Raw genomic sequence first — 7,685 nt, forward strand, 5'->3', positions numbered from 1 at the left:
GGCCGGACCTGCGGCCTTGCGGCGGCAGGCTCGGTTGGAGAATCCGCTGCCCGGCAGCGGGAGGTCGTCGCTTCAGGCGGGTGAACATCGGGTCAGGCACTCATCGAAGGGGGCGGAGGAACGCCCTGACGTCCTGTACGAGCAGGCCGCGTGCCTCCATCGCGGCGAAGTGGCCGCCTCGGCCGAACTCCGACCAGTGCACGACGTTGTGCTCGCGCTCGGCGATCCGCCGGACTCCGGCGTCGCCGGGGAAGACCGCGACGCCGTGCGGCAGCGCGGAGTACTCGGCCACCGCTCCCCAGCCCTTCTGTCCTTCCTTGTACAGACGGGCGGCCGAGGCGGCGGTCCGGGTGAACCAGTAGATGCTCACGTCGATGAGCATCTGGTCGATGTCCACGGCGTCCTCGGGCAGGTCGCGGGCCGGGTCGGTCAATTCCTTGAACTTCTCCGCGATCCACGCCAGTTGCGCCGCGGGCGAGTCGGGCACCGCGATCGCCGCGGCCGTGCGCCACCGGGAAAGCCCGCGGTTCGACTACCGCTCGCACGACGGCACCCGGGACCGGCGCACCGCCGAGCCGTACCGGCTGGTCAATTCGGGCCGCCGCTGGTACCTGGTGGCGTGGGACACCGGCCGGGGAGGACTGCCGCACGTTCCGTGTCGACCGGCTGCGCCTGCGCACCCCGAACGGGCCGCGCTTCACCCCCCGCGAGCCGCCCGGCACCGACCTGGCGCGGTACGTCTCCGAGCGGATCTCCGTCGACCCCTACCGCTACCGCGGCCGGTTCACGGTGCAGGCCCCGGCCGACGTGATCGCCGCCCGGATGGCGCCGACGATGGCGGTGGTCGAAGCGGTCGGGGACGATGTGAGCGTCCTCAGCACCGGCTCGAACTCCCTCGACGAGCTGGCCATGTGGGTGGCGCAGCTCGGCGTTCCCTTCCAGGTGCACGAGCCGCCCGAACTCATCGAGCACATCCACGCGCTCGGCGCCCGCCTCCTCGACGCGGCACGGCAGGTGACCGGCGAGTGAGCGATCAGTCGTCGTGCAGGTGGGCGGCCTGGTCCTGCATGGCGCTTACCATGGCCTGTGCCTGGGCGGAGGGGTGCGGCCGGGTGACGGCGACGGTCGCGCGGCCCGTCCAGTGGCCGTCGGCGACGGCCACCGCCCGTACGCCCGCGGGCAGCGCCGGCAGGGCCTGCTCCGGGATGACCGTGATGCCCAGACCGGCCGCGACGAGGCCGAGCCGGGTCGACCAGCTGCGCGCCGTGTGGGCGATGCGCGGGTCGGACAGCGTCGGCCAGGCCCTGAACTGCGGCTCGCCCGCCGCGCCGTCTCCGGTGATCCAGTGTTCCTGGGCCAGGTCGGCGACGGTGACGCGGGAGTGCCCCGCGAACCGGTGCGCCTCCGGGACGGCCACCCGCAGGCCGCCTTGTAGCACCATGGTCTGCCGCAGCTCGCTCAGGTCGTAGTCCGGCAGGCCGTGACCGACGCCGATGATCGCCACGTCCAGCCGGCCGGCGCGCAGCCGCCGGAGCAGGGCGGGCGTCGAGGCCTCTTCCAAGACCACGGCCAGACCCGGATGGCCGGAGGTCACCTGCGCCATCGCACGCGGGACCAGCGCCATGGCGGCGGTGGGATAGGCGCCGATCACCAGGCGGCCGGCGAGCCGGTCGCGCAGCCCGGCGAGTTCCAGCTCGGTCGCCGCGAGGTCGGCGAGGATCTCGGTCGCGCGCCGGACGAGCACCTGGCCCGCCGGGGTGAGGGCCACGCCGCGCCCGCCGCGATCGAAGAGCGGCGCTCCGGCGGCGGCCTCCATGGCGGCCACCTGGCGGGAGACGGCCGACTGGGTGTAGCCGAGCAGCTCGGCGGCCCGGGTGAACGATCCCACGGTGGCGACCTGGTGCAGGACGCGCAGGCCGGTGAGGGTGAACTCAGCCATGCCGCCGAAACTACCATGCGAGTATGTCATGGGAGAGATGACGAGTCATCGTTGGACGGCATGGCTCGCAGCGGGCAGGCTGGAGTCATGACCAAGCGATTCACTGAAGACGACCTCATCGCCCGCCTGATCCGCGCCGGTGAGCTGGAGGTGTCGCGCGAGGACCCGGCCGAGGCGGCGATGTACTTCGACACGGAGAAGTTCCGCTTTCACGGGCCGGACGGCTTCGAGTCCGGCTTCGCCGGGCTGGACGCCTACTTCGCGGCGATCCGCGACGCCTTCGAGGACCGCTCGATCCGGCGCGGCATCGTCGTGGCCGACGGCGACCACATCGCCTGCCAGACCTGGATCGAAGGCACCTTCGTCCGCGAGTTCACCCAGTCACCGGCCGGTCCGCTGCCGCCCAACGGCGAACGCGTCGTGTTCGACCTGATCAACATTTTCCGGTTCGACGACCAAGGCCGCCTCGCCGAGGAGTGGGTGGCCAGGGACAACCGCTCGCTGCTGCGCCAGATGGGCGCCGAAGGAAAATAGCGCCGCGCCGGCGGGCATCGGGCACCCTGACGCTGCAAACCTTTGATGCAATCGGATAGCCTCTTCTCCAAGCGAACAACTTCCTAGTCGCTTGGGTAGGAGGAAGCGGGAAGTGCCGGCATCAACACCCGACCCTGAGGACCTGACCGCCCGCGCGCGGATCAGAGACGCGGCCTTGCGGCAGTTCGGGGAGCGCGGCTTCGAGGGGGCGACGACCCGGGCGATCGCCGAGGCCGCCGGGGTGTCCCCGGGGCTGCTGCGCCACCACTTCGGGTCCAAGGAGAAACTGCGCGAGGCGTGCGACGAGCACCTGGTCAAGCTGATCACCAGGATCAACGAGCAGGTGGGCGCCGACCCCTCCGGCGTCCGCCTGAACCACGTCGCGGCCTCCATGGCGGCCCTCGGTCCCTACCAGCGATACCTGGCCCGCGCCCTGACCGAGGGCTGGGCCGAGCCGGTGTTCGACGCGATGGTGGGGATGAGCGAGCAGTGGCTCGCCCGGCTCGACGAGCGCCGCTCCGATCCCCCCTTCACCGACCGCAAGGCCAGGGCGACGGTGGGCACGGCGATGGCGCTGGCCGTCGGGATTCTCCACGAGCACATCTCCCGGGGGCTCGGGGCCGACGTCTCCGGCGAGGAGGGCGCTCACCGGCTCGCCCTGACCTTGCTCGACCTCTACTCCCACCCCTGGCTCAGCCCCGAAGAGGCCGCCGCCCACCGCGACGCCCTGAACAAGCCCCAGGCCGGTACCGAGACCGCACCGCGCTCGATCGAGGAGCACCCCCATGAGTGACGCGATATCGGTGACCGGCCTGGTCAAGGCGTTCGGCGGCACCCGCGCCCTGGACGGCCTCGACCTCGTGGTGGGCACCGGAGAGGTACACGGCTTCCTGGGCCCCAACGGCGCGGGCAAGAGCACCACGATCCGTGTCCTGCTCGGCATGCTGCGCGCGGACGCGGGCACCGCCCGGCTGCTCGGCGGCGACCCGTGGGCCGACGCGACCGAGCTGCACCGCAGGCTGGCCTATGTGCCGGGCGATGTCACGCTGTGGCCGCATCTGTCCGGCGGCGAGGTGATCGACCTGCTCGGGCGGCTGCGCGGCGGGCTCGACGAGGGACGCCGCGCCGAGCTGCTGGAGCGCTTCGACCTGGACCCCCGCAAGAAGTGCCGCACCTACTCCAAGGGCAACCGGCAGAAGGTCGCGCTGATCGCCGCGCTGGCCTCCGATGCCGAACTGCTCATCCTCGACGAGCCGACCTCCGGCCTGGACCCCCTGATGGAAGAGGTCTTCCGCGAGACGGTACGCGAGGGGCGGCGCGGCGGGCACCGGACCGTGCTGCTGTCCAGCCACATCCTGGCCGAGGTCGAGACGCTGTGCGACCGGGTGACCATCATCAAGGACGGGCGGACGGTCGAGAGCGGCACCCTGGCCGGCCTGCGCCACCTCACCCGTACCTCCATCCAGGCCGACCTGGCCGCGCCGCCGCGGGGCCTGGCCGATCTGCCCGGCGTCCACGGCCTGCGCGCCGAGGGCGAGCGGGTGTGGTTCGACGTCGACACCGACGCCATGGACACCGTGCTGAGGCGGCTCACCGAGGCAGGCGTACGCGGGCTCATCAGCCGGCCGCCGACCCTGGAGGAGCTGTTCCTGCGGCACTACGACCGCACCGGCGCGAGCGGCGGACGGCACGTGGGGGCGGCACGATGACCGCTTTGACCGGTACCGGGCCCCTGGTCCGCCTGGCCCTTCGCCGGGAACGGGCGATCGCCCCCTGGTGGATCCTGCTGATCGTGGCCTTGGGCCTGGCGATGGTCGCCTATGTCAACCGGAACATGGGCACCGACGAGCTGAAACTCACCTACATCGACATCATTCGCAGCAACGCGTTCCTCCAGGGGCTCGGCGGCGCATCCGTCGAACCGCGGCTGGACGTGCTCGCCACCTGGCGCAGCGGCGGGTTCCTCTACGTGGCCAGTGCGTTCGCGGCCGTCATGTCCGTCGTCCGGCACACCCGCCGGGAGGAGGACGCGGGCCGCAGCGAGCTGGTCCGTTCGGCCGTGGTGAGCCGTCAGGCCCAGTTGACCGCCGCCGTGCTGGTGGCGGCGGGGATCAGCCTGACCGCCGGGCTGTGCACGGCCGTGGCGCTGATCGGGGCCGGGCTGCAGCCGCTCGGCTCGTTCGCCTACGGGGCCGCCGTCGCGGCGGCGGGCTGGGTGTTCGCCGGCCTCGCCGCCGTCGCCGCCCAGGCGGCGCGCAACGCCCGTTCCGCCACCGCGATCGGCCTGGCCGCGCTCGCCGCCGGCCACGTCATGCGCTACGTCGCTGACGCGAGCGGGCAGCAGTGGCCGAAGTACCTGTCCCCGATCGGGTGGGGCCACCTGGTGCGGCCCTACCAGGACGAACGGTGGTGGATGCTCGGGGTCTCGATCGCGGCCGGGGCCGTCCTGCTCGCCGTCGCCTACCGGTTGCTCGCCCGCCGCGACCTCGGCGCCGGGCTGTTCCCCGAACGCCTCGGACGCGCGAGGGCCCCCGAACTACGCGGCCCGATCAGCCTGGCCTGGCGGCTGCACCGGAGTCTGCTGGCCAAATGGGCGGCCGGGGTGGCGTTCTTCGCGGCGGCGGCGGCCGGGCTCAGCCCGCTGGCCCGCGACCTGCTTTCACGGCCGAGCCTCGTGGTGGACAACATCCGCAGCCTCCTCGGCATGTCCGGGACGCTCGGCGCCTACTCCTGGTACCTGATCCTGATCCTCGCGTACGCCGTCGCCCTCTACCCGGTGCTGATGATCCTGCGGCTGCGCGCGGAGGAGACCTCGGGCCGCGCGGAGGCCGTCCAGGCCACCCCGATGACCCGGCTCCGGTGGGCGGCCGGCCACCTGGTGGTGACCGGCCTCGGCACCGCCGCGCTGATGGCCGTCGCCGGGCTCGTGTTCGGCACGCTGTACTCACTGCTCGCCGGCGACCTCACCACCGACCTGCCCCGCTTCTTCGCCGGAGCGCTGGCCACCGTACCGGCCGCGTGGTGCGTGGGAGCGGTGTGCGTGCTCGCGTACGGTCTGCTGCCCCGTGCCTGCGCGGCCGTCTCCTGGACGGCCTGGGCCCTGACCGCCGCACTCGGCCAGGTCGCCGGCCCCCTGTACGGCCAGTGGGGCGGCAGCCCGCTGGAGCCGTTCCACTACGTGCCCAACGTCTTCACCGCCACCCCGGCGGACATCCTGCCGATCGCGGCCCTGCTCGCCGTCACAGCGGCCCTCCTCGGCGGCGGCCTGCTGTGCCTGCGCCACCGCGACTTCCACTGAGGCCCGCCCGCTCACGGTGATCTCGCAGTCAGGAGGAAAGAGGCTCGATCAGGCTGATCCCGCGGACCACCGTGGCGAGAGCGGCGAGGTCGCTGGTACGGCGGTGGACCTCCAGCGCCGTGTCGGCGAACTTGATCACATGCTCGTCCCCATGCCGTACGGCGAGGTCGAACACCTCCTCCGCCTAGCCGGGGGCAGTGGGCGGCTCTCGCCGGGTGGCGGCGGCCGCCGGGGCGTAGGCCGCGGTCACCGCGGCGGCGGCCGCCCACGCGGCGTCGAGGCCGGCCCCCCACATGTGCGCGGGCAACGCGGGCAGAGTCCGCAGTACCGCCGTCGGCGCGGTCGCGGCGTGGACCAGCATGATGGGAGAGCCATGCGCATGAGTGAGATAGCGCAGGGTCGCCGCGTCCGCGAGCTCGATGAGACCGGCCCGGGCCTGCCCGGCATCGGCGGCCGGCTTGAGCGAGGCCAGGGCCGGGCCCCACTCGGCGACCTCGGCAAGCTGTTCGAGCCGATGGTTGATGCCCTTGCTCTGGTCCGGGACGCGGGGGAGGGCGGCCAAGGCGCTCCCCGGCCCGGCGGTACCGGACGGCGCGCCGAAACCCGCGATGGGCTGCCAGCGCGCCGCCCAGTAACCGAGCGCCTGGCCCAGTTCGGCCAGCCGCGTCTCGTCCTGCCGCTGTAACAGCGCGTGGACCGCGTGTCCGGTGCGGATCACTCCGTGAGTGGCCCCGGCCGCGATACCGGGCAGCAGCCGTGGCCACCAAGTCTCCAACACGGCACGCCACGGCTGCTCCCGCACCTCCCGGCCGAAGAACGTCAGCCAGTCGCCGAGCCGGTCGGGGGCGCCGCTCACCGTGAAGGGGAAGGCGTCCTTACCGGAAGCGGTTCGGCCCGGGTCCAGCCGGATCCTGATCGCGCCGTCCGGGGCCGTGCTCACCCCGGCCTTGACGCCTTGGTCCGGCCGGGGCCTGCCGGCACGCGGGGCCGGGAGGCGAGCAGTGCCGGCCGGGCTCGCGTATCGGTGATCGTGTGGCCGTCGGCGGTCGGGACGAGCCCGGTGAGGGTAGGCGGCAGCGTGAGGTCGAGCGGCTGGTCCGGGCGCCTGCGCACCACGATGTCGTAGCGGAAACCGGCGGCCAGGGCGGTGAGCACGAGATCGGCTCCGGGGCCGGCGGCGTCGGTGTAGGTCGCTGTGCCGCCCGACAGGGCCGGCGGCGGGAGCGGTGAGGGCCATGACAGGGCCAGTGAGCGTCCCTCGCCTGTTGAGATCTTCGCCAGAGGCTGGGTGTTTCCTCCGGCGGAGAAGGTCAGCGGGGCCTTGGTCAGCTTGGGCTTGATCACGCCGCCCTGGCTGGTCAGGCGGGTGTCGATCCAGGCCCATTTTCCGTCCTGCTGTTTCAGGCGTACCGGGCGTGACCAGAGCTCCATCGATATCCGGCCATCGGCACGGCGTGTGACTCGGCGTGTCTCGGCGGCGGCCCCGTGCAATTCTCCGGGGACAGGCGTGGAGGTGGCGATGGGGATGGGAAGAGGAAGGGGGCCGGTTTCGGCCGTTGCGGGAATCGTGGTCAATGTGGTCGCGAGAAGCAATCCTGCGGCTGCGCAGAGTGGGAACGTGCGTAATATCGTCGGCCCTGCGGAGAGCAAAGGTACTCCTTTCGGTTCGCATCATGTTTGATCCGGTGCAAAGCGCCTTGATCGTACGCCCACACATCTCCTCTGACAAGAGTTGTCAATATGAGTTAATGGCGGTTTGCGTTTGAGTCGATGGGTGGCCGGGACGGAACGTCGCATGCTCTGGGCGACACCAGAAACATTCGGGCGGTCAGGCCCGCACCGGCGCCCACGGCGGCTACGTATGCTGGGGTGTGAACATCGGTCCTGGGCCGACGTGAGACGGAACGCCCGCCC

The 7,685-nt window shown here is 72.1% G+C and carries 10 protein-coding genes and 1 pseudogene; 6 read left to right on the forward strand and 5 right to left on the reverse strand.

Annotated elements, in window-relative coordinates; translation table 11 throughout:
• Positions 1 to 100 precede the first annotated feature (100 nt).
• Complete coding sequence (locus C1I98_RS43665; RefSeq protein WP_233507360.1) at positions 101 to 487, reverse strand: hypothetical protein; 387 nt, start codon at positions 485 to 487, stop codon at positions 101 to 103.
• Between the two features lie 16 nt (positions 488 to 503).
• On the opposite strand from C1I98_RS43665, the pseudogene C1I98_RS45575 reads away from it, so the two are divergent.
• Together C1I98_RS45575 and C1I98_RS44925 are read left to right on the forward strand one after the other, a co-directional pair.
• A pseudogene (locus C1I98_RS45575) lies at positions 504 to 581 on the forward strand (hypothetical protein); the annotation flags it as partial.
• Between the two features lie 208 nt (positions 582 to 789).
• The gene (locus C1I98_RS44925; RefSeq protein ID WP_497844299.1) at positions 790 to 1,029 is read left to right on the forward strand and encodes a WYL domain-containing protein; all 240 of its coding nucleotides are present in this window, start codon (positions 790 to 792) and stop codon (positions 1,027 to 1,029) included.
• A 4-nt stretch (positions 1,030 to 1,033) separates the two neighbouring features.
• On the opposite strand, the gene C1I98_RS07185 is transcribed toward C1I98_RS44925, so the two are convergent.
• Complete coding sequence (locus tag C1I98_RS07185) at positions 1,034 to 1,939, reverse strand: LysR family transcriptional regulator (protein WP_111166285.1); 906 nt, start codon at positions 1,937 to 1,939, stop codon at positions 1,034 to 1,036.
• Between the two features lie 87 nt (positions 1,940 to 2,026).
• Between C1I98_RS07185 and C1I98_RS07190 the strand changes: the two genes are divergently transcribed.
• From C1I98_RS07190 to C1I98_RS07205, 4 genes are all read left to right on the forward strand, one after another.
• Positions 2,027 to 2,473 carry an ester cyclase gene (locus tag C1I98_RS07190; RefSeq protein ID WP_199536780.1) on the forward strand — a complete coding sequence of 149 codons (447 nt, stop codon included), beginning with the start codon at positions 2,027 to 2,029 and terminating at the stop codon, positions 2,471 to 2,473.
• Positions 2,474 to 2,585: 112 nt separating this feature from the next.
• Complete coding sequence (locus C1I98_RS07195; RefSeq protein WP_111166287.1) at positions 2,586 to 3,266, forward strand: TetR/AcrR family transcriptional regulator; 681 nt, start codon at positions 2,586 to 2,588, stop codon at positions 3,264 to 3,266.
• Positions 3,259 to 4,182 (forward strand): ABC transporter ATP-binding protein, encoded by a 924-nt coding sequence (locus C1I98_RS07200; protein ID WP_111166288.1) that lies wholly within the window; start codon positions 3,259 to 3,261, stop codon positions 4,180 to 4,182. The genes C1I98_RS07195 and C1I98_RS07200 overlap by 8 nt, the downstream gene beginning before the upstream one ends.
• On the forward strand, positions 4,179 to 5,771 hold the full coding sequence (locus C1I98_RS07205) for an ABC transporter permease (protein WP_111166289.1): 1,593 nt from the start codon (positions 4,179 to 4,181) through the stop codon (positions 5,769 to 5,771). Before C1I98_RS07200 ends, C1I98_RS07205 begins: the two co-directional genes overlap by 4 nt.
• A 28-nt stretch (positions 5,772 to 5,799) precedes the next feature.
• Here the strand turns inward: C1I98_RS07205 and C1I98_RS42650 are convergent, their stop codons facing one another.
• The 3 genes from C1I98_RS42650 to C1I98_RS42660 are packed head-to-tail and all read right to left on the reverse strand — an operon-like array spanning position 5,800 to position 7,202.
• On the reverse strand, positions 5,800 to 5,946 hold the full coding sequence (locus C1I98_RS42650; RefSeq protein ID WP_199536781.1) for a hypothetical protein: 147 nt from the start codon (positions 5,944 to 5,946) through the stop codon (positions 5,800 to 5,802).
• Between the two features lie 9 nt (positions 5,947 to 5,955).
• Positions 5,956 to 6,711, reverse strand: a complete 756-nt coding sequence (locus C1I98_RS42655) for a questin oxidase family protein (protein ID WP_199536782.1) — start codon at positions 6,709 to 6,711, stop codon at positions 5,956 to 5,958.
• On the reverse strand, positions 6,708 to 7,202 hold the full coding sequence (locus tag C1I98_RS42660) for a hypothetical protein (protein ID WP_199536783.1): 495 nt from the start codon (positions 7,200 to 7,202) through the stop codon (positions 6,708 to 6,710). The genes C1I98_RS42655 and C1I98_RS42660 overlap by 4 nt, the downstream gene beginning before the upstream one ends.
• Positions 7,203 to 7,685 lie beyond the last annotated feature (483 nt).

Source organism: Spongiactinospora gelatinilytica (genome assembly GCF_003236385.1).
In the GTDB taxonomy this organism is placed as follows: domain Bacteria; phylum Actinomycetota; class Actinomycetes; order Streptosporangiales; family Streptosporangiaceae; genus Spongiactinospora; species Spongiactinospora gelatinilytica.

Excerpts from the sequence above, each read along its gene's own strand:
- C1I98_RS07205 (WP_111166289.1), top strand. The coding sequence starts at position 4,179 with ATGACCGCTTTGACCGGTACCGGGCCCCTGGTCCGCCTGGCCCTTCGC.
- C1I98_RS07185 (WP_111166285.1), bottom strand. The coding sequence starts at position 1,939 with ATGGCTGAGTTCACCCTCACCGGCCTGCGCGTCCTGCACCAGGTCGCC.
- C1I98_RS07200 (WP_111166288.1), top strand. The coding sequence starts at position 3,259 with ATGAGTGACGCGATATCGGTGACCGGCCTGGTCAAGGCGTTCGGCGGC.
- C1I98_RS42660 (WP_199536783.1), bottom strand. The coding sequence starts at position 7,202 with ATGGAGCTCTGGTCACGCCCGGTACGCCTGAAACAGCAGGACGGAAAA.
- C1I98_RS07190 (WP_199536780.1), top strand. The coding sequence starts at position 2,027 with ATGACCAAGCGATTCACTGAAGACGACCTCATCGCCCGCCTGATCCGC.